This is a genomic window from Paenibacillus sp. GbtcB18, from assembly GCF_019091125.1.
GTDB classification, from domain to species: Bacteria; Bacillota; Bacilli; order Paenibacillales; family NBRC-103111; genus Paenibacillus_F; species Paenibacillus_F chitinolyticus.
Genome location: NZ_JAGXJX010000442.1, coordinates 1 through 264 on the forward strand (window position 1 = coordinate 1; position 264 = coordinate 264).

Consider the following 264-nt stretch of genomic DNA (forward strand, 5'->3'; position numbering starts at 1 on the left):
CCGTCGATTCTCAAGAAGATCGCCAGGACGTGGAAACAGTTGACCGCAGACGGTGGCAGCGTCGAACTGCACCTGGTCACCAACCGGGCGGCCGACCCTGCCGATGACCTGGTGAAGGTCTGCAATGCCCGCACCGGGCTCCTGATGCCCAAGGCGGCCATCGGCGGAGACAGGTCGGATCGCGGCAAGGCACGTGCCCGGTGGGCCAAGGAAGCAGGTCTGACCGAGGCTGAGCTCCTCGACCTGCTGCCGGTTCTGCACTTC

At 65.5% G+C, this 264-nt stretch carries 1 protein-coding gene; it reads left to right on the forward strand.

Translation table 11 applies throughout. From position 1 onward, the window contains the following. A partial coding sequence (locus tag KVT34_RS30405) for a hypothetical protein (RefSeq protein WP_217563310.1) occupies positions 1–264 on the forward strand: 264 nt, incomplete at both ends.